The 19955-nt window shown below is 44.1% G+C and carries 21 protein-coding genes; 1 reads left to right on the top strand and 20 read right to left on the bottom strand.

The window, feature by feature from the left end; all coding sequences use genetic code 11:
- Nucleotides 1–60: 60 nt before the first annotated feature.
- The 10 genes from acpP to CJ483_RS20570 form a co-directional block, all read right to left on the bottom strand.
- Nucleotides 61–294 carry an acyl carrier protein gene (gene acpP, locus CJ483_RS20620; RefSeq protein ID WP_120037177.1) on the bottom strand — a complete coding sequence of 78 codons (234 nt, stop codon included), beginning with the start codon at nucleotides 292–294 and terminating at the stop codon, nucleotides 61–63.
- Between the two features lie 631 nt (nucleotides 295–925).
- Complete coding sequence (fabG, locus tag CJ483_RS20610) at nucleotides 926–1669, bottom strand: 3-oxoacyl-[acyl-carrier-protein] reductase (RefSeq protein ID WP_120037172.1); 744 nt, start codon at nucleotides 1667–1669, stop codon at nucleotides 926–928.
- Nucleotides 1666–2613 (bottom strand): ACP S-malonyltransferase, encoded by a 948-nt coding sequence (gene fabD, locus CJ483_RS20605; protein ID WP_120037171.1) that lies wholly within the window; start codon nucleotides 2611–2613, stop codon nucleotides 1666–1668. The genes fabG and fabD overlap by 4 nt, the downstream gene beginning before the upstream one ends.
- A gap of 13 nt (nucleotides 2614–2626) precedes the next feature.
- Nucleotides 2627–3628 (bottom strand): phosphate acyltransferase PlsX, encoded by a 1002-nt coding sequence (gene plsX, locus CJ483_RS20600; protein ID WP_120037169.1) that lies wholly within the window; start codon nucleotides 3626–3628, stop codon nucleotides 2627–2629.
- Nucleotides 3625–4209 carry a transcription factor FapR gene (fapR, locus tag CJ483_RS20595; RefSeq protein WP_120037167.1) on the bottom strand — a complete coding sequence of 195 codons (585 nt, stop codon included), beginning with the start codon at nucleotides 4207–4209 and terminating at the stop codon, nucleotides 3625–3627. The genes plsX and fapR overlap by 4 nt, the downstream gene beginning before the upstream one ends.
- A 159-nt stretch (nucleotides 4210–4368) precedes the next feature.
- Nucleotides 4369–6444, bottom strand: a complete 2076-nt coding sequence (gene recG / locus CJ483_RS20590) for an ATP-dependent DNA helicase RecG (RefSeq protein WP_120037165.1) — start codon at nucleotides 6442–6444, stop codon at nucleotides 4369–4371.
- Entirely contained in the window at nucleotides 6416–7303 is an 888-nt protein-coding gene (sdaAA, locus tag CJ483_RS20585; protein WP_120037163.1) for an L-serine ammonia-lyase, iron-sulfur-dependent, subunit alpha, read from the bottom strand. Before sdaAA ends, recG begins: the two co-directional genes overlap by 29 nt.
- 38 nt (nucleotides 7304–7341) lie before the next feature.
- Entirely contained in the window at nucleotides 7342–8004 is a 663-nt protein-coding gene (sdaAB, locus tag CJ483_RS20580; RefSeq protein WP_120037161.1) for an L-serine ammonia-lyase, iron-sulfur-dependent subunit beta, read from the bottom strand.
- Nucleotides 8005–8199: 195 nt separating this feature from the next.
- Nucleotides 8200–9870 (bottom strand): DAK2 domain-containing protein, encoded by a 1671-nt coding sequence (locus CJ483_RS20575; RefSeq protein WP_120037159.1) that lies wholly within the window; start codon nucleotides 9868–9870, stop codon nucleotides 8200–8202.
- 20 nt (nucleotides 9871–9890) lie between these two features.
- A complete protein-coding gene (locus CJ483_RS20570; RefSeq protein ID WP_120037157.1) occupies nucleotides 9891–10253 on the bottom strand; it encodes an Asp23/Gls24 family envelope stress response protein in 363 nt (120 codons plus the stop codon).
- 249 nt (nucleotides 10254–10502) lie between these two features.
- Here CJ483_RS20570 and rpmB point away from each other — a divergent pair, with 249 nt between their 5' ends.
- The gene (gene rpmB / locus CJ483_RS20565) at nucleotides 10503–10691 is read left to right on the top strand and encodes a 50S ribosomal protein L28 (protein WP_041099906.1); all 189 of its coding nucleotides are present in this window, start codon (nucleotides 10503–10505) and stop codon (nucleotides 10689–10691) included.
- A gap of 175 nt (nucleotides 10692–10866) precedes the next feature.
- On the opposite strand, the gene spoVM is transcribed toward rpmB, so the two are convergent.
- The 10 genes from spoVM to def form a co-directional block, all read right to left on the bottom strand.
- Entirely contained in the window at nucleotides 10867–10944 is a 78-nt protein-coding gene (gene spoVM / locus CJ483_RS20560) for a stage V sporulation protein SpoVM (RefSeq protein ID WP_099098601.1), read from the bottom strand.
- Nucleotides 10945–10972: 28 nt separating this feature from the next.
- On the bottom strand, nucleotides 10973–11626 hold the full coding sequence (locus CJ483_RS20555; protein ID WP_120037155.1) for a thiamine diphosphokinase: 654 nt from the start codon (nucleotides 11624–11626) through the stop codon (nucleotides 10973–10975).
- 78 nt (nucleotides 11627–11704) lie between these two features.
- A complete protein-coding gene (gene rpe, locus CJ483_RS20550; RefSeq protein WP_120038181.1) occupies nucleotides 11705–12361 on the bottom strand; it encodes a ribulose-phosphate 3-epimerase in 657 nt (218 codons plus the stop codon).
- A 1-nt stretch (nucleotide 12362) separates the two neighbouring features.
- Complete coding sequence (gene rsgA / locus CJ483_RS20545; RefSeq protein WP_120037153.1) at nucleotides 12363–13244, bottom strand: ribosome small subunit-dependent GTPase A; 882 nt, start codon at nucleotides 13242–13244, stop codon at nucleotides 12363–12365.
- Nucleotides 13245–13289: 45 nt separating this feature from the next.
- Nucleotides 13290–15305, bottom strand: a complete 2016-nt coding sequence (gene pknB / locus CJ483_RS20540; protein WP_120037151.1) for a Stk1 family PASTA domain-containing Ser/Thr kinase — start codon at nucleotides 15303–15305, stop codon at nucleotides 13290–13292.
- A 7-nt stretch (nucleotides 15306–15312) separates the two neighbouring features.
- On the bottom strand, nucleotides 15313–16062 hold the full coding sequence (locus tag CJ483_RS20535; RefSeq protein WP_120037150.1) for a Stp1/IreP family PP2C-type Ser/Thr phosphatase: 750 nt from the start codon (nucleotides 16060–16062) through the stop codon (nucleotides 15313–15315).
- 6 nt (nucleotides 16063–16068) lie between these two features.
- Nucleotides 16069–17160: a dual-specificity RNA methyltransferase RlmN gene (rlmN, locus tag CJ483_RS20530; protein ID WP_120037148.1), complete on the bottom strand. Its 1092-nt coding sequence runs from the start codon at nucleotides 17158–17160 to the stop codon at nucleotides 16069–16071.
- Nucleotides 17160–18500 (bottom strand): 16S rRNA (cytosine(967)-C(5))-methyltransferase RsmB, encoded by a 1341-nt coding sequence (gene rsmB / locus CJ483_RS20525; RefSeq protein ID WP_120037146.1) that lies wholly within the window; start codon nucleotides 18498–18500, stop codon nucleotides 17160–17162. Before rsmB ends, rlmN begins: the two co-directional genes overlap by 1 nt.
- Before the next feature lie 3 nt (nucleotides 18501–18503).
- Nucleotides 18504–19448 (bottom strand): methionyl-tRNA formyltransferase, encoded by a 945-nt coding sequence (gene fmt / locus CJ483_RS20520; protein ID WP_120037144.1) that lies wholly within the window; start codon nucleotides 19446–19448, stop codon nucleotides 18504–18506.
- Nucleotides 19445–19930 (bottom strand): peptide deformylase, encoded by a 486-nt coding sequence (gene def, locus CJ483_RS20515; RefSeq protein ID WP_120037142.1) that lies wholly within the window; start codon nucleotides 19928–19930, stop codon nucleotides 19445–19447. Before def ends, fmt begins: the two co-directional genes overlap by 4 nt.
- Nucleotides 19931–19955 lie beyond the last annotated feature (25 nt).

Genomic DNA, 19955 nt, shown 5'->3' with positions numbered 1-19955 from the left:
AAAAAAATCGCAAAAGAAGAAAGCTCCGTTTCAAGAACGGAGCTTGTATTCTTCGAACGATTAATTTTTGCTGTTTATGTAATTCACAGCGTCGCCCACTGTTGCGATTTTTTCTGCATCATCGTCAGAGATTTCCATGTCGAACTCATCTTCTAATTCCATTACTAGTTCAACTACGTCTAAAGAATCTGCTCCAAGATCTTCTTTAAAAGAAGCTTCAAGGTTTACTTGGGATTCTTCTACTCCAAGACGATCTACAATGATTTTTGTTACACGCTCTAATACCTCTGCCATACTCATTCACCTCCCCTCAAGTCATTATAGACGATTTTCGGTAAAGATAAAATAAATTTTCTGCTTCATACAGGGCACAAACTTGCGTGGACCTCCAACCCTTTCTCGAAGTCCAACGAGCGCTTACCGCTTTTCTTGTCCAGCTTCGCCTTCTTGCCCCTCGAGGTCATAAGCCGATCTGGCTATGCGGCTGAAAGACGCCACTTCGCCATTTCGGCTTATGCTTATCGGAGCAGTACAGTCGGCCCCGCTTTTCTTGTTATCTAGCTCCTGGCGCTTGCGCGTACGCAGATTTCACTCTCTCTGTCAGAGTTTGAAAAAGCAACTCCTCGTCAAGAGCTCCAATCCGCTATCGCGCAGGACGAGCGCCTTCTGCTTTTCTCTTATCCAGCTCCTGGCGCTTGCGCGTACGCAGATTTCACTCTCTCTGTCAGAGTTTGAAAAAGCAACTCCTCGTCAAGAGCTCCAATCCGCTATCGCGCAGGACAAACGCCTTCTGCTTTTCTCTTATCCAGCTCCAGCGGCCAGCCCGTACGGCGGTTTCGGTCTCTCTATCGGAGTCTGAAGAACGACTCCTTGTCGGGCCCTCCAACCTCCTATCGGGCTGATCGGGCCGCTTCCGCTTTTCTTATTACATCACCATGCCGCCGTCGATGTGAATGGTTTGGCCGGTAATATATTTAGCGTCTTCTGATGCAAGGAAAAGAGCCGCTTTTGCAATATCAGCAGGCTCACCAAACTGAGCGAGCGGTATTTGTCTAAGCATAGCTTCTTTTGCTTCTTCTGGCAGGGCGTCTGTCATGTCGGTTGTAATGAAGCCCGGAGCCAAAGCATTAACTGTAATACCGCGGGAAGCTAGCTCTTTTGCTGTAGTCTTCGTTAAGCCGATAACACCCGCTTTAGCGGCAACATAGTTCGCTTGTCCAGGATTTCCACTCACCCCAACAATGGAGGCGATGTTAATAATACGGCCACTCCGCTGCTTCATCATTGGACGAGTAACTGCCTTTGTGCAAAGAAATACACCTTTTAAATTTGTATCAATGACATCATCCCATTCTTGCTCTTTCATGCGCATTAACAGATTATCACGGGTGATGCCTGCGTTATTAACAAGGATATCAATTTTTCCGAATGCTTCTGTCGTCTGCTTTACCATTTCTGCTACAGAGTCATTGTCAGCAACGTTGCATTGTACCGCCAAAGCTTTGCGGCCAAGCGCTTGAATTTCCTCAACAACCTCGTTTGCTTTTGCCTCACTTCCGGAATAATTAACAGCAACATCCGCCCCCGCACGGGCCAATTCAAGAGCAATCTCACGCCCGATTCCACGCGATGCACCCGTTACTAAAGCGGCTTTTCCTTCTAGTTTCATTGTGCTGCCTCCTTTAATGCTTTTACTGCTTCCTGAATAGATGCTCCATCCTGCACAGCATACGTAGTCACTTTCCGATTTACTTTCTTAATAAGACCTGATAAAACTTTCCCCGGGCCTATTTCAATAAATGTGTCGACTCCCGCCTCAATCAGCGTTTCTACACTGTCTTCCCAAAGAACCGGAGAGTACAGTTGCTGGAGTAATTTAGCGCGAATATCTTCGGCCTTCGTAACAGCCTTTGCGTCAACATTGGCAATCAGCGGCGTGTCGCAGTCTTTTATTTCTACTTCGTCGAGCACTTGCTCAAGCTGCTCCGTAGCCGGTTTCATTAATGAAGAATGGAAGGGGCCGCTTACATTTAACGGAATGACCCGTTTTGCGCCTTTCTCCTTCGCCAACTCGCCGGCTTTTGCTACTCCATTTTTCGTTCCTGAAATAACAATTTGTCCTGGACAGTTTAAATTAGCCAGGCCTACGGTTTCGCCGGATGCTGTTACCTCTTCCGTTACCTCCTGCAAAAGGCTCCGATCCATTCCGAGAACGGCAGCCATTGTTCCTTCGCCGGCTGGTACAGCTTGCTCCATGAATTGTCCTCGTTTATGAACAGCATAGACAGCATCCTCAAATGTCAGTGCATTCGCAGCAGTAAGCGCTGTATACTCTCCTAAACTGTGACCGGCCACAAAGTCGGGTGTAATGCCTTCTTTTTCAAAGATTTTTAGTGCCGCCATGCTTGCTGTTAAAATCGCCGGCTGGGCGTTCATGGTTAGTGTCAGCTTTTCTTCCGGTCCGTCAAACATAAGCTCACTTAATGAAAAGCCTAATTTATGATCTGCTGATTCAAACAATTCCCGGATTTCCTGATGCTCCTCCGCCAAGGCTTTTCCCATACCGACTGCTTGTGATCCCTGCCCCGGAAATACAAATGCAATTTTCCCCATCTTCCATTCCTCCTTACTTTTCTGTTGATGACACAATCCCAGCCGCTCCTGCGATCTTGGAAGGGACATCAGCTTCCGCCATCATATAGGCTTGCTTTAACGCATTATAAAAGGCATTGGCATTTGATGAGCCATGCGCTTTGATAACAGGCGCTTTTAAACCGAATAACCCTGCTCCTCCATATTCGGTGTAATCCATTTTATCTTTTAAACTATAAAGTTCATTTTTAAGCAAACCAGCGCCCAACTTTGCTTTTAAAGAAGAAGTCAAGGCTGACTTCAGCATTGAAAAGACTGATAAAGCTGTACCTTCAATTGTTTTTAACACCATATTGCCAGTAAACCCATCCGTCACTACGACGTCTGCCACCCCATTTAATAAATCGCGGGATTCTACATTGCCGACAAAATGAATACTTTTTTGTCCGCTGAGCAGCCCAAATGCTTCTTTCGTTAAGTCATTTCCTTTTTTCTCTTCTGTGCCAATATTCAAGAGGCCAACACGAGGGTTTTCTATTCCTCTTACTTTTTCCGCATAAATCGAACCCATAATTGCATATTGAAGCAAATGTTCAGGTTTAGCATCGACGTTAGCTCCAAGATCAAGCATAACAAATCCTTTGCCATCAACAGTCGGCAGCGTCGGAGCGAGAGCCGGGCGCTGAATTCCATCCAGGCGGCCAACAACGAATAAACCAGCGGCCATTAAAGCACCTGTATTCCCAGCTGATACACAGGCAGCTGCCTCTCCGTCAGCTACCGCCTGTGCCATCATAACCATGGAGGCATTTTTCTTGCGGCGAACCGCACGCACCGGCTCATCTGTTCCAAGAATCACTTCATCAGTATGTATAACTTTCGCCCGGTTAGTTGTCTCCAACAATGGCTGGATCAGCTTTTCATCCCCATAAATAAGCAGTTCCAACCCAGGCATTTCTGCTAAAGCTTTATTCGCACCTAAAATAATTTCTTTTGGGGCATGATCGCCGCCCATTGCATCTATTGCTATTTTCATTGTCCTTCATCCTCTGCTGTTGTATTGGAACGGTACATAGTAAAGTCTCCTTGAAAAACAAGCTCTTGTCCGACATAGCTGTTCACTTCAACGATCGTCCGCTCATTCACTGCTTTAATATCGATAACCTTCGCTTTTGCCACCACTCGTTCTCCTTCATGAACCGATCTTTTAAACCGGATATTCGCTTTGGCAGTTAAAGCAAGCTCGTCATTAATAACAGCGACCGCAAGAGAATTCGCTTGCGCAAATAAATGATGGCCACGGGCAATTCCATTTCTTGCAAATACGTGTTCCCTCTTGACATCAAAAATAGAAATCGCACTCTTATCCAGTTCAATATCAATAATGTCACCAATCACTTCTTCAATCGGCAGCGACCGGACTTCATTAGTCAGTTTCTTTTCTGCTACATGCTTAATTCTTTCACGAAGCTCGGGAATTGCCAGTTCCATTCTATCCAATCGAATCGTCTGCACGCTTACTTGAAATTGTTCGGCTAATTCTTCGTCCGTCACAAATGGATTATCTGCAATTGTTTCCTGAAGCTGAATTTGTCTCTCTTTTTTTGTACGTCTCATCGTTTCACACCATCCGATATTAGGACTAGGTACTAACAGTAGTATAAAAGCAAAAAAAAGAGAATGCAAGGAAAAACTTGCATTCTTCAAAGGACAACTCAAACGAATTTAAGCCTTTTCTACTGATTGAGACAACGGTCTGCTAACAACGTCTTGGCTTTAATCTAATTTCTCGCCTGAGAGGGCGCCAGATTCCTCTAGGTGGCGGCGAAGTGCCACATATTCATCTTCTCTCCAGAAAGCCTCTGATTCAATCAATTGTTTGGCATCTTCCCTGGCTACTTCAAGCGCCCGGTAATCATGAACCATATCAGCTACTTTGAATTCTGGCAGGCCGCTTTGCTTTTTCCCAAAAAAGTCGCCCGGCCCCCTTAACTCCAAATCTTTCTCACTTAAGACGAAACCATCATTTGTTTCGGTCATGATCTTCATGCGCTCTTGGCCAATTTCTGTCTTTGGATTAGCAAGCAAAATACAGTACGACTGCTCACTTCCCCGCCCGACACGGCCGCGTAGCTGGTGAAGCTGGGAAAGACCAAATCGTTCCGCGTCGTAAATGACCATCATAGTCGCATTCGGTACATTCACACCGACTTCAACCACCGTAGTAGACACTAACACCTCGACCTGCTGTTCTGTAAAAGCTTTCATCACGCCTTCTTTCTCTTCTGATGGAAGCCGGCCATGCATTAAACCTACCCGGTAACGGCCATCAAAGTACTGAACAAGCTGAGCGTGAACATCCAGCACATTTTGCAAGTCAAGTTTTTCAGACTCTTCGATTAACGGACAGATCACATAAGCTTGCCGCCCCTTGACCAATTCCTTCTCCATGAAACCGAGGACACGGTCAAGCATTTCTTCTCTTGCCCAGTATGTTTCAATTTCTTTTCTTCCCGCCGGCATTTCATCGATGATGGAAACATCCATCTCTCCAAACACCGTGATCGCTAACGTACGCGGAATAGGTGTAGCCGTCATAAAAAGAACATCCGGACTCTCTCCTTTTTCCCGAAGAACCCGCCGTTGATTAACGCCAAACCGATGCTGTTCATCAGTAATCACAAGACCAAGCCGATAAAAACTAACTTCTTCCTGAATGAGCGCATGCGTACCAACTATAATATCTATTTCTCCAGATTCCAAGCGTGCAAGCAATTCTTTGCGACGCTTCCCTTTGACGGAGCTCGTCAACAAAGCTACATTTACGCCCACCGGTTCAAACAGCTGGCTGAGTGATTCAGCATGCTGCTCAGCAAGAATTTCCGTCGGCACCATTAATGCTCCTTGAAACCCTGCTGTAACACTGGCATAAAGACACACAGCTGCTACCGCTGTTTTTCCGCTGCCGACATCCCCCTGCAAGAGCCTGTTCATTCGGTACGGAGATTTCATATCAGCACAAATATCGTTCACTACTCTTTTTTGAGCATTTGTCATAGTAAACGGCAAAGAGTCGATAAAATGTTTAAGCTTATGAATGTCATAAGCTTGCGAAATGCCTGCCGAGTGTTCTCTCTCAAATTTACGCAAAGCCTGCATCTTCAACTGGAAATACAGAAACTCTTCAAAAACAAAACGCCGTCTCGCCTGCTTCATTTCTCTTTCAGAAGCTGGGAAATGGAGAGATCGAAGTGCATCCCGGCGGCTTATTAATTTATACTGAAGAAGCGTTCTTGTCGGTAGAGTTTCTTCCAGGTATTCACCATACTGCGATAGAGCAAGTCCTACATATTTGCGAAATAGCTTTTGCGAGAGCGCCCCCCTCAATGGATAAACTGCTTCAAAGTCTCCCTGCCGGTTATGCGGTCCCGCTTCAAATTGCTGTCCGGTAATCGTTTGTCTATGTTTATCCCATTTCCCTGTAATCGTTACCGTATCATTTATGTCAATCTTGCTTTTTAAGTACGGCTGATTGAAAAAAATCACATTTACTAAATATCGACCAACGAGCACTTTAAAAGTTAAGCGTGACTTTTTCTTTGAATAAAACATAACAGAAGGCTGGCTATGAACTTTCCCCTCTACTGTTACTCGCTCCTCATGTCCGACATCAGCCAGGTCTTTAAGGCGGTAATCCTCATAGCGGGACGGAAAATATTCAATCAAATCTTTTATCTTTTCAATGCCAAGCTCATTTAATGTTAATGCCGTTTCTTTTCCGATCCCCTTCAGGACATCTACCGGCTGCAAGAGAGGGGATGAATCAATCCCGGGATTGGAGTGGTACACCATAAATTTTCGCCTCCAATTTTCGCCCGGTAGGTGTGGCCGCCAAACCACCACCGGCTGTTTCCCTCAAGGCAGAAGGCATCGTTTGACCAATCTTATACATAGCATCAATCACTTCATCACAAGGAATTCGGCTCGTTACACCGGCAAGAGCCATATCGGCTGCTACGATAGCATTGGCTGCTCCCATGGCATTTCTTTTTACACATGGCACTTCCACAAGCCCCGCCACAGGATCACAAACTAATCCGAGCATATTTTTCAGCGTAATAGCCATAGCTTCCGCACATTGTGCTGGTGTGCCGCCAGCCATTTCTGTAATGGCTGCCGCTGCCATGCCAGATGCAGAGCCTACCTCAGCCTGGCAACCACCTGCTGCACCAGAAATGGATGCATTGTTGGCAACAATGTAACCAAATGCACCAGCTGTAAATAAAAAGCGGATTTTGTCCTCCCGGGAAGGCTTAAGCTTCTCCTGTATGGCAAACAATGTGCCTGGCACAACTCCTGCACTGCCCGCAGTCGGTGTTGCACAAATTGTTCCCATCGCTGCATTTACTTCATTCGTAGCTACCGCTTTACTGACGGCATCGAGCAAGAGCGGACCTGACAATGTATTCCCTTTTTGAATATATTGCTGCAAAAGAACTGCATCTCCTCCGGTCAATCCTGAGAGAGAACGCACTCCTTTTAAACCGCGTTCTACCGCTTGCTCCATTACATCTAAGTTTTTTTCCATTAACCCCATAATTTCTTCACGGGATTTTCCTGACACTTCACTTTCCTGTTCAATCATAATATCAGAAATCTTTTTTTGTTTGTCTTCAGCTAATTTTACAAGCTCTGCTGCATTTTTAAACAAACCGACCACTCCTCTTCTTAGCTGGATTTAAAGACCGATTAGTCAGCCACTCTTGCTACTTGCGTAATATGAGGCAAACGCCGGATTTGATCAAGGACTTCTTCACTAACTGTCTGATCTACTTCGATTGTCATTAGAGCCATCTCTCCGACCCCTTTGCGGGAAACCTGCATATGACCAATGTTAATATCATGCTTTGCCAACTCATTAGAAACCGTTGCAATAACTCCGGATCGGTCATCATGGACAACGAGAATAGCAGGATGGTGCCCTGTTAACTTTAATTCAAAGCCATTTAATTCAGTAATTTCGATTTTTCCGCCCCCAATGGAAATCCCAACAAGCTCCATTTCCGATCGGTCGTCCCCGATGCGAACTTTTGCCGTGTTTGGATGAGCCGGAATGCTTTGCTCTTTCACAAACTGTATATCTATTTTCCGTTCCTTAGCAATGTCCAGCGCATGTTTAATACGCTCGTCAAATGTATCAAAGTCAAGGAGCCCTCCGACAATGGCTACATCCGTCGCATGCCCTTTAAATGTTTCAGCAAATGATCCATAAAAAGAAATAACCGCCCACTGCGGTTCTCTTCCAAATAAACTTCTGGCCACTCGGCCGATTCTTGCCGCTCCTGCTGTATGGGAGCTTGAAGGGCCAATCATAATTGGTCCAATAATGTCAAATACACTTTTATACTTCACCCTGCCGCCTCCTTTAATACTGATTGTTTATAAGACAGCCGCCCAGCTTTAATTTATATGTTCTTCCATTTTGCTCTCGTAAAAATCAAAACAAGGTTATAAGCCGTTTTAACCGTAGCTTATCTTCTCTATTTTACTATGATTCCGCTAAAAATGCACATAAAGAAGAAGGAAGGGATGAGCCCTTCCTTCTGGTTATTCTACTGCAAAGATGAAAGAATAGAGCGGCTGTTTGCCTTCATGAACCTCTACTTCCACTTCTTCAAAATTCTCCTCAATAAAGTCCACTACTTCCTCAACCTCTGTTTTAGAAGCATCTTCTCCGTAAATAACGGTGATGATTTCTGTTTCTTCATCAATCATTGTCCGAAGCAGCTCTTTTGATGCGTCCACTTTATTTTTATCGGTTAGCAAAATCTTTCCGTCAGCAATTCCCATGAAATCATCTTTGGCAATTTCAACACCATCGATATTCGTGTCGCGAACAGCGAAAGTGATTTGCCCAGTCTTTACATGGGCAAGAGCGGCTGTCATAGCTGATTGGTTATCCTCAAGGCTTGCTTCAGAGTTATAAGCAAGCAAAGCCGACATCCCTTGCGGAACAGTCTTTGAAGGGATAACAACCGCCTCCATCTCCACTACTTCAGCGGCCTGCTCAGCAGCCATAATGATATTTTTGTTGTTCGGTAGAATGATGACCTTATTGGCATTAACCTCTTCAATCGCCTTTACAATATCTTCTGTACTCGGGTTCATCGTTTGGCCGCCTTCAATTACTACAGAAGCGCCAATGCTTTCAAACAACTGAGCGATGCCCTCACCCATACAGACAGTGACAATACCGATCTCCTGCTTTTCCTTTTGTGCAACAGCAGGTCCTTTAGCTGGAGCATCCACAATATTGCTATGCTGCTGACGCATGTTTTCAATTTTCATATTGATTAGACTGCCGTAACGCTGACCGTAAGTTAATACATTCCCCGGCTGTTCAGAATGGATATGCACCTTGGCTAATTCCTCATCTGCTATTACAAGCAAGGAATCCCCATACTCACTTAAATCCGCCCGGAATTTCTCTTCAGAAAATGGATGATTCTTCAACTTATCTTCTTCAAAACGAACCATAAATTCTGTACAATAACCAAATTCAATGGCTGACGTATCCATAAAACTTTGGACATTTTTATGATGGGCGGCATTAACAAGCTCGTCCATACTCGGAGCAATGCCCACGGCCTCAGAAAGCTTCTCTCCTTTTAATTCTGCAAGGAAGCCCTCATATACGAGCAACAGCCCTTGTCCTCCACTATCAACTACGCCAACCTCTCTAAGCACAGGCAAATAATCCGGTGTCCGAGCTAAAGAAGCTCTTGCTTCTTTTACAAGCTCCTCCATAACCGTAATAATATCTGTTTGTTTTTTAGCAGAAGCAACCGCCTTTTTTGCCGCATCCTTCGCAACGGTTAAGATGGTTCCTTCCACCGGTTTCATCACCGCCTTGTAGGCAGTTTCCACTCCCGCCTCGAAAGCTTGAGCCAACTCTTTACTCGTCACTTCCTGCTGCTGTTCTACCGCCTTAGAAAACCCGCGGAACAACTGGGACAAAATGACACCTGAATTTCCACGCGCTCCCATAAGCAGCCCTTTAGACAAGGCTGCTGCTGTTTTACCAAAATGATCACTCACGTTCTGCTGAACTTCCTTTGCTCCAGAAGTCATGGACAAATTCATATTTGTCCCCGTATCTCCGTCAGGAACAGGAAACACGTTCAGCGCATCGACCATATCGGCATGGGCTGACAAATGAGCGGCTCCCGCTTGAACCATGTCGGTAAACCGCTTTCCATCCAATGAAGTAATAGACACAAATCTTTCCTCCTCACACACTATGGGTTCGTTACTCGAACCCCTTGCACAAAAATGTTCACTGCGTCAACAGATAGACCAACAGTCTGATCAAGCGTATATTTCACTTTCGATTGCACGTTATTGGCTACTTCCGATATTTTTGTTCCATAGCTGACAATGATGTACATATCGATAAATACCTGGTCTTCTTCCTGACGTACTACGACGCCGCGGGCAAAATTTTCCCGTCGCAGGATTTCGGTAAGTCCATCTTTTATTTGTTTTTTCGATGCCATGCCGACAATGCCATAACAATCAATGGCTGCTCCACCGGCAATCATAGCGATCACATCATTTGAAATATCAATTTGTCCGTATTTTGTTCTAAGCTCAATGGCCACAAGGACCCCCCTTAAAATTGGTTGTAAGCTACAGACATTTTACTATACTTGCTCTTGTTTTAAAAGAAACACTTACCCGCATTATATCATTTCAAATGGGGGAGGAGGATGTCAAGGTTTTTTTCTTGAAAGACTTTACAAGAACAGTTGCAATTGAAAAGGTTGTATGGTAAATTATTAAAGTATCTTTCAGAATATCATGAAGTATTGAAACCATCTTTTCAGCTTCAATGGTGAGGAGTGAATAATATGCCAAAAAAATGTGTTGTAACAGGCCGTAAAGCTCGTTCCGGCAACACTCGTTCCCACGCTATGAACGCCAATAAGCGTACTTGGGGGGCCAACCTGCAAAAAGTTCGCATTTTAGTAGATGGCAAACCTAAACGTGTTTGGGTTTCTGCAAGAGCGTTAAAATCCGGAAAAGTAGAGCGCGTATAATAATTTTCCAAACGGAAAAAAACCGGCTGGTTACCAGCCGGTTTTTTCTATTGAGAAACTATAAGCCACCTCATGATGGACACTCATAGGCAAAATTTGTGTATGCGCTTGCGCCTGCAGTTACACAGGCGCCCCGCTTTGCTTGTATCTATCTATCTTCTGTTATGGCCTGCCTTTATTTTTTCAGTGTTCCAAGCATTGCTCGGACGAGCCCGCCAAGAAATTTAGGCAGTTTAATGGTATAAAATTTCATGATTGCCACCCCTCCAATTTAAAGCTGCTCAATCATCAGAACTTCTTACCACCATTAATATGCCATTGGTGAATGAAAAAGTACCACTTTCGCCTATCAATTCGTTACTTACATATAATGTAGACCCTAATTGGACAGTATGATTTGTAAGCGGGTATTTAAATCCCTCAAGCGTAAATCCTTTCACTTCTTTAGTAATAGGAAAAAAAGAGAAATACTTATAAGATGAATCCTTCCTGACTTTCCTTTTCATCGGCCCATGGCAAACCGACAATCGATTCGAGCGGTCAATGATCTCCACTTCCATATGACGGAAATTCATTTGATTGCTTGTAAGCAAGCTGATTGTGCCAAAGAAATGATCGATTCTGCCCCCTGTTGCACCTAAAATGGTTAGCTGCTTAGGCTGTAGTGAAATCGACCACCTTAAAGCAAGTTCAAGGTCTGTCTCATCTTTTTCAGCCGGGAATGTATGTATAGTTTTTACTTCTTGTTGGATGAACTGCCATTCTTCTTCAGAAACTGAGTCAAAGTCCCCGAATGCGGCTTGGGGTTTAATTCCTCGATTCAGCAAATACACGGTTCCCCGGTCCACGCCTATCCAGTATGTATCTGTCTCATGAAAGCCCCTTAAATCAGGCAATTCTTTTTCTGGCCCTCCAGCGACTAATATAATTTGCAATCCCCTGTCACCTCCTAGATAAAGACTTGTTTCTAGAAATAAATGGAGCCGTTTCGCACGGCTCCATTCTCCTCCTGTTCACATGGTTGTCGATAACTTAATATCTGCGATTGCCTGCTTTCGATCATCTTTATTATATATGGCTGAACCAGCCACTAATACATCTGCCCCTGCATCTGTACATAGCTTGGCCGTTTCGGTGTTGACGCCGCCATCGATTTCTATTAAGACGTCAAGCCCTTTAGCTGTAATCATTTGTTTCACTTCCCGGATCTTAGGCACAACCGAATGAATAAAAGACTGGCCCCCAAATCCGGGGTTCACTGTCATCAAAAGAACAAGATCAATATCTTCTATAATATATTCTAACACGGAGGCAGGCGTTGCCGGATTTAAAACAACTCCAGGCTTCACTCCAAATGAACGGATCAATTGGATTGTTCTATGCAAATGCGGACAAGCTTCAGCATGCACAGTAATATAATCGGCACCCGCTTTGGCGAACGCTTCGATGTAGAGGTCCGGATTTTCAATCATCAAATGAACATCTAAAGGAAGCTTTGTAACAGGACGTGCGGCTTCAACAATGAGCGGTCCAATTGTAATGTTTGGAACAAAGTGTCCGTCCATAACGTCTACATGAATCCAATCAGCACCGCCAGCTTCTACTTCTTGAATTTCTTCCCCTAGCTTAGCGAAGTTAGCTGATAAAATCGATGGGGCAATCTTTACCATATTAATACCTCGGCTTTCTTTCTTTAATTTCATCCATGAACTGTAAATAATGCTCGTATCGGTAAGCCGGAATGTCTTTAGCATCAACCGCCGCTTTAACGGCACATTTCGGTTCGTTAATATGCAGGCAGCCTCTAAATTTGCATTCATGGCTTCTTTCCATCATTTCAGGAAAATATTGAGGCAGCTCTTCTGCTTCCACTTCTGTTAATTCAAGAGAACTGAAGCCTGGAGTATCAGCAACGAGGCCATTTTCCACATTAATTAGCTCGACATGCCGCGTTGTATGTTTCCCCCGGCCGAGAGAATCTGAAATGTCGTCTGTTTTTAACTCCAGTTCAGGTTTAAGTGCATTTAACAAGGAGGACTTGCCGACACCGGATTGCCCGGCAAATACCGATGTTTTTCCTTGCAAATGCTCTTTTAATATTTCAAGATTAGCTAAATTTTCTGAAGAGGTCAGAATTACTTCGTATCCGAATGAGCGATAATTAGCTGCATACTGTTTAATAGCCGCTTCTCCTTCTGCGTCCAAAAGATCTATTTTTGTGATGCAAATAAGCGGCTCTATCTGCTTTGATTCAATTAAAACGAGAAAGCGGTCAAGCAACGCTGTGCTAAAATCCGGTCGGGCAGCAGAAAAAACTAGAATAGCCTGATCGACGTTCGCAATCGGCGGTCTGATGAGTTCATTTTTTCTTTCTTCAATTGCTAAAATGTAACCCTCCAAGTCATTCTCTACCTGGAATTCAACAAAATCACCAACGAGCGGAGACACTTTTCGCTTTCGAAAAACGCCCCTGCCCCGACACTGGAAGGTCTGGCCGTTAGTTGAGACATAATAAAACCCGCTCAGTGCTTTCACTATTTTTCCTTCAGGCATCCCATTCCTCCTATTTAAGAGATTTGTTTTTAGTTCATCGTTACTCTATGCTCCTTCCTCTTCTTCATTCTCAGAATCGCTAGTTGTTTCTGCTTGAACCTCTTCGCCATCCTCTGGATACGGAACTGTTTCGTCAATAATTACTCTTTTATCTCGGATCACTTTATAACCTGCTTTACTGCCTTTTGTTAAAACAAACTCCAAGGTTTTCTTTAAATCTTCTTGGATCGTCAACACTTCAAACGGCTCGGTCATGCTGTGATTCATGTCTTCTATATAGATTTGCACTTCCTGAGGTGCTCCCTCTTCATCTGGTTCATAAGGGATGGTAATCTCTTTTGTTACAGTCTTCGGCGGAATTTCCTTTTTGCCTTTGGAGATGGTCACCTGTACTTTATCTCCTTTATTAAGTTCTGTGCCACTGCTTGGATATTGAGAGATTACCAAACCTTTTGATACAGAATCTGAATAATTCTCCCGCGCAACCTCAATGTTTAATCCAGTTGATTCCGCATAATCTTTTAAACTTTTTTCATTGTAATCAGTTAAATCAATCAGCGGAATTTTTTCCGGACCCGTGCTCACGGTCAATGTTACAGTTGTGTCCTCAGGGATCACTTTATTTTCCGGCTCAGGATCTTGATCAATGATGGTTCCTGCTTCGCTATCATCATGTGTGGTCTTTTGTTCCACGCTCTTGAAACCTGCTTTTTCAAGCTCTTCTTTTGCATCATCAAAAGACTTGCCACTGTAATCCGCCACAGCAATGGCCTCTTTTCCTGAACTAATATAAATGTTCACCGTGTCGCCTTCTTGCATTGTTCGTCCAGCTGCCGGATCGGTTTTGATGACGATCCCCTCAGGTACTTGATCGCTAAATTGTTTTTTCGTTTCTCCAACTTTAAAGCCGTCAGTCACAAGCTTGGACACCGCTTCATCAAGCTGCTTGCCACTAACGTCAGGGATCTTTACCTCTTTCGGTCCTAACAAGGATGGAAGGAGTGTAATGGCTCCAATGGCTAAAGCAATTAATAAAATGGAGACAAGCACAAAAATCGGCCATCGTTTTCGCTTTTTCTTTTTCTTATCTTTCTCCGGCTGCTGTGTATCCTCCAGCTGGTCAACAGGATGCACAACTGTCGTATCCGATCCTTCAGAGAGTTCACTATCCTTGATGACAGGGATCGCTTTTGTTTTTTCATCGTCCTCTTGAATGGAAAACCTTTCTTCTTGTGCTCTTTCTGGATCAAGAGCAGTCGATAAATCCTGCTCCATTTCTTCAAGGCTTGAATATCGGTGAAATGGATCCTTAGCGGTAGCCTTTAAGACAATGTTCTCCACGCTTTGCGGGATATCTGGATTCCACCTTTTCACAGACGGTGTTTCAGCCTGCAAGTGCTTAAGAGCAATAGATACAGCGGACTCACCGGAAAACGGCAGCTGCCCCGTCAGCAATTCAAACATGACAATACCTAAAGCATAAATATCAGATTTCTTTGTAGCCATTCCGCCTCTTGCCTGTTCAGGAGAAATATAATGAACAGATCCAAGAACGGCATTCGTTTGTGTGATAGAAGTGGCGCTTAACGCCATGGCAATACCAAAGTCAGTAATTTTCACATTACCTTCCTGGTCCATTAATATATTGTGCGGCTTGATATCCCGATGAATGATTGAATTATGATGAGCAAAAGCAATGGCCGATGCCAGTTGTTTCATAATGTCGATCGTTTTTTCAACAGGAATAGGGGAGTATTGCTGAATGTACTGTTTCAGCGTCATCCCATCGACATATTCCATCACAATGTAATTGATGCCTTCTTCTTCTCCCACATCATAAATATTCACAATATTAGGATGAACAAGACTTGTGGCAGACTGCGCTTCTCTTTGAAAACGTCTGATAAACTCTTCTTCATTCACAAAATCAAGACGCAGAACTTTCAGGGCGACTTCTCTTTCTAAAATCATGTCCTGTGCCAAATAAACATTGGCCATTCCCCCGCCGCCAATCATTTTAATGATTTTATAGCGGCCACCCAGTCGCTTTCCAATTAACATTCTGCCCTCACCCGCTTTCGAGGCCAGCAGAATGTTCGAGAATAATAAGCGTAATATTGTCTTCCCCGCCATTTTCATTTGCCATTCGGATGAGAGACTCGGCTTTTTCCTCAATGGAAAGTTTGGTTTCTAAAATCCGCTGCATTTCTTGCTGTGCCAATTTGTTGGATAAGCCGTCTGAACATAGGAGGAGCGAATCTCCTTGTTCAAACATCACTGTGTAATAATCAGCTATTATTCCCCGTTCTGTTCCTAGTGCACGGGTTAATACATTTTTTCGAGGATGATTCTCTGCATCTTCCTTCGTGATCTCCCCTGACTTTACAAGCTCGTTTACAAGAGAATGATCTTCTGTTACTTGCACAAGGCCGCTCTCACTAAATAAGTACCCTCGGCTATCTCCGATATTGGCAATCGTACAAAAGCTGGCTGTGCATATAGCTGCTACAAGCGTGGTTCCCATTCCGCTGCACTCAGGGAAGTCTTTAGAATGCTCTAATACTTTTTTATTGCTTTGCAGGATAGCTGCTTTCAACCAACTTTCTGCCTGGCTGGCTGTTCGAATTTCTTCCATTTCTATCCACAGTGACTTCATCGTCTCAATAGCGAGGCGACTGGCAATATCACCGGCATTGTGACCGCCCATGCCATCAGCAACGATAGCCAGGCGATCACCAGCCACATTTACAAATACTCCGCCGTTGTCTTCATTATGAGGACGAATCCGGCCTTTATCTGTCCGAAAAACAGAGTCCATAAGGGCTCACCTCGTTTCTTCTGACCGTTCTTTCGCACGCAGCTGTCCACAGGCCGCATCAATATCGTGACCTTGCTCACGTCGAATCGTTACATTTACACCATGGTCTTTGAGCGTCTTTTCAAATTCAAAAATTTTCTTCCTCGGCGTACGTACGTAGTTGCGCTCCGGCACATAGTTAACCGGAATCAAATTTACATGGCACTTTAAGTCTTTAATCAATTCAGCTAGCTCAATCGCATGTTCAACGGAATCATTCTCTCCACCGAATAATCCATATTCAAAACTGACTCGGCGACCTGTTTTGTTAATATAGTAACGAACAGCCTCCATTAAGTCCGGCAGCTTATAGGCTTTGTTAATCGGCATGAGCTTCGTACGCAGCTCATTATTGGGAGCATGAAGTGAAATAGCGAAATTAATCTGCATCTCTTCGTCTGCAAATTTGTAGATTTTCGGCACAATTCCACTTGTTGATACCGTAATATGCCGGGCGCCAATATTTAAACTCTTTTCATGATTAACAATTTTAAGGAAAGCCATCATTTGATCATAGTTATCAAATGGTTCCCCAATCCCCATAATGACAATCGAACTAACCCGCTCTTCTTTCTCATCAAGTGCCTGTTGTACTTTTACGACTTGAGCTACGATTTCTCCTGCTTCCAGATGACGCTTTAAACCGCCAAGTGTCGAAGCACAAAATGTGCAGCCGATGCGGCAGCCGACTTGCGTCGTTACGCAGACAGAGTTTCCATAGTCATGACGCATCAAAACCGTTTCAATCGAATACCCATCATGAAGCTCAAATAAGAATTTAATTGTTCCATCAGAAGACTCTTGCTGGATAAGCGTTTTTAATGTAGTGATTGCAAAATGGGCAGCAAGCTTTTCCCGAAGCTGCTTTGACAAGTTGGACATTCCCTCATAGGATGTCACCCGCTTTTTATAAAGCCAGTCGAAAATTTGTTCTGCCCGAAACGGCTTCTCTCCTTGCTCTTTCAGCCAGTCTTTTAAATCCTGCAATTGCAGTGAATAAATGGATGGCAGCTGCTGCTTGTCCCCTGCTTTTTCTTTTGATGTTGTTGCTTGCTCCATTACTGCACCTTCTTTCGTAATTTACTGATAAAGAAGCCATCCCCGCCGAAGTCCTGCGGCAGAACTTGAAGCAGATAATCGTCTGTCAATGCCTGAACAACGGGCGGCAAATCTGTCAGTGCTGTCGGTTCAAAATCAGTGTGGGTTTCTATAAATTTTTTAACTGTCCCCTCATTCTCTTCTTTATCTGCCGTGCAAGTGCTATAAACAAGCACGCCCCCTTTTTTCAGAAGGGGAGCTACAGCATCTAAGATGTCCAGCTGAATGTTTTGCAGGACAGAAAGGTCTTTCTCTTCCTTGGTATACTTAATATCCGGCTTTCTTCGCAAGACACCGAGCCCTGAGCAAGGAGCGTCTACTAAGATGCGATCAAAGCTCTCTTCTTCAAAGATCTCTCCTGCTTTGCGGCTGTCCCATGCTTTCGCCTCAATGTTGATTAATCCTAATCGAGCGGCATTTTGTTTGATCAGCTTAATTTTATGCTCATGTAAATCAAGCGCTACAACAGAACCACTATTGTTTAACTTCTCTGCGATATGTGTTGTTTTACCGCCTGGAGCTGCACAAGCGTCCAAAATGGTTTCATTATGTTCGGCTCCAAGGGCATAACCGACAATCATAGAGCTCTCATCCTGAATCGTTGCCATCCCGCTTTCAAATACGGATGAGCGAGCGGCATTCCCCTTTAAAATGCGGATGGCTTCCGGCAAGACCTCGCTCGGTTCCGCTTCAAATCCTTCCGCCTTCAGCCTATGCAAAACTTCCTCCCGGCTGGCTTTTGTTGTATTGACGCGAATCGTCTGCATAGGAGCAGTTAAGTTAATAGCACACATTTCCTTTGTTTTCTCCATGCCAAATTGCGCAAGCCACCGTTTCACAAGCCAAAGAGGATGGCTCGTTTCAATGGAAATTCGTTTTGCTTCATCCTTTATTTCTGAAAAACTGCGCAAGCCATTTCTCTGTACAGAACGTAAAATACCATTCACAAGGCCAGAAATTCCTTTATGTCCTTTTTTCTTAGCAATTTCAACTGCTTCATGAATGACTGCTCGTTCCGGAACTTTATCAAGATACACCATTTGATAAAGGGAAAGACGAAGCAGCTGCTGGACCCATGGCTCCAACTTTTTCTTAATGAAAGGAGCTAGAAAAAAATCTAACGTCAGCTTTCTTTGGATCGTTCCATACGTAATCTCAGTTAATAGGCCCGCGTCTCTGCCCGTTAACTCATATTTTTCAATAGCTGAATGGAGCAGTAAATTACTATAGGACTGGTTCTTCTCTACGGATTCAAGTAAGTCAAGGGCAATTTCACGCACTCGCTTCTTATTTTGCTTCATTCACTATTCCCCTAACGTTTTGCCGATGGCTAAGCCAGAGCCGGCTCCTCTTAAATATTGTTCAGCAGACATGCGTTTTTTGCCAGAAGGCTGCACATCTGTAATCTTTATAGCTGTATGGTTTCCTGTAGCTGCAACAAAGCCATCTGTTGTTAATTCAATGATTGTTCCAGGCTTCGCTTCTACGTTTGTTCTCACTTTTTCTCCCCACCAAACTTTCATCACCTGGCCGTCAAGGGTCGTATAGGCAACAGGCCATGGATGCAAGCCACGTATATGGTTATAAATCTCTTCTCCTGTTCTGGACCAATCAATCTGTTCCTGCTCCCTTTTAATATTGGAAGCAAAGGTAGCTTGTGATTCATCCTGCGGACGCGGAGAGACTTCATCTGCGATAAGCTTTGGCAAAGTCTCTGCTAACAACTTGGAGCCAACTTTGCTTAATTTATCATGGAGACTGCCGACATGATCTGTCTCTTCTATTATAACCTCCGCTTGACTGATGATATCCCCTGCATCTAATCTTTCCGCCATATACATAATTGTAATGCCCGTTTTGTCTTTGCCTTGCAAAATGGCATAATGAATAGGAGCACCGCCGCGCAATTCCGGCAGCAAAGAGGCATGGACATTAATGCAGCCAAATTTAGGAGCTGCAAGCAACTCATTCGGCAGAATCTGACCATAAGCTGCTGTGACAATCACATCTGGCTGCAAATCAATAATTTGCTGCAGTTCCTCTGAATTTCTTAATTTTTCAGGCTGCAAAACCAGAAGATCCTGTTTTAGCGCTTCTACTTTTACTGGGGGCGGCGTTAGCGTCCGCTTTCTTCCAACCGGACGATCCGGCTGTGTAACCACTGCCTGAATAGAGTAACCTTCTTCAATCAATGTTCTTAAGACCGGGACAGAGAAGTCGGGTGTCCCCATAAAAACGACCTTGGTCATGACATCTCCTCCGCTTCTAATTCTTCCTCTGATATATACCGCTCTACTTTTGACGTAAATAAGACGCCCTGCAGATGATCAATTTCATGCTGAATAGCCCGCGCCAAAAATCCTTCTGCCTTCAGTGTAAAAAAACGTCCCTTTACATCCTGGGCTTTTACTTTCACTGAAGAAGGGCGTGTGACATGTCCGTACAGCCCCGGGAAACTCAAACATCCTTCAACGTCGGTGTCACTCCCCTTTACTTCTTCAATTACAGGATTTACAAGCGTAATCAGGCCATGCTCATCTTCAATATCAACAATGGCAAGCTGCATGTCCTTTCCAATTTGAGGAGCTGCAAGTCCAACTCCATCCGCTTTAATCATCGTTTCGTGCATGTCTTTTACAAGCTTTTTTAACTTCTTATCAAATTGTGTAACCGGCTCGCATTTTTTTTCGAGAATAGCATCCGGATAATATACAATGGGTAATTGTGCCAAAATAATCCTCCCTAGTTGTCGATAA

The sequence above is a fragment of the Bacillus sp. PK3_68 genome (assembly GCF_003600835.1).
In the GTDB taxonomy this organism is placed as follows: Bacteria; Bacillota; Bacilli; order Bacillales; family Domibacillaceae; genus Pseudobacillus.
This window is presented reverse-complemented; position numbering and strand designations above follow the sequence as displayed.